The sequence below is a fragment of the Pseudomonas sp. GW456-12-10-14-LB2 genome (genome assembly GCF_002884345.1).
GTDB lineage: Bacteria > Pseudomonadota > Gammaproteobacteria > Pseudomonadales > Pseudomonadaceae > Aquipseudomonas > Aquipseudomonas paraglycinae.
This window is the reverse complement of the sequence record NZ_POHV01000098.1, coordinates 1-331: the sequence shown is the minus strand read 5'-3', so window position 1 is coordinate 331 and position 331 is coordinate 1. Positions and strand designations below refer to the sequence as shown.

Sequence of the window (331 nt, the reverse complement as noted above, 5' to 3'; positions counted from 1 at the left end):
GTAGATGAAGACGGGCTTGCGGCCGATGCGGTCGGCGAGGCGGCCGAACAGCGGCTGCGTGCCGAGGGCGATCAGGTTGGCGACGACGACCAGCCAGAGTGTGAGCGACGCGGCAAGGCCGACCTTCACGCCGTAGGCGATGGCGAGGTTGCCGAAGACGGTCGAGACCGCCGAGATGGTCGCGCACAGCACGACGCGGATCACGTCGCGCCAATGGTGGCGCAGCAGCGGGATGAGCGGGAGCCGAGCGATCTCGCCGCGGGCCTTCGCCTGCTCGAACTCGGGGGTCTCGTGCAGCCGGCGACGGATCACCCACGCGACGAGCACGACC

General features: G+C 70.1%; 1 protein-coding gene. It reads right to left on the bottom strand.

Features of this window, described 5'->3' with window-relative positions; all coding sequences use genetic code 11:
- The coding region (locus tag C1X29_RS28245; protein ID WP_146023289.1) for an MFS transporter at positions 1–331 on the bottom strand (331 nt) is incomplete at both ends.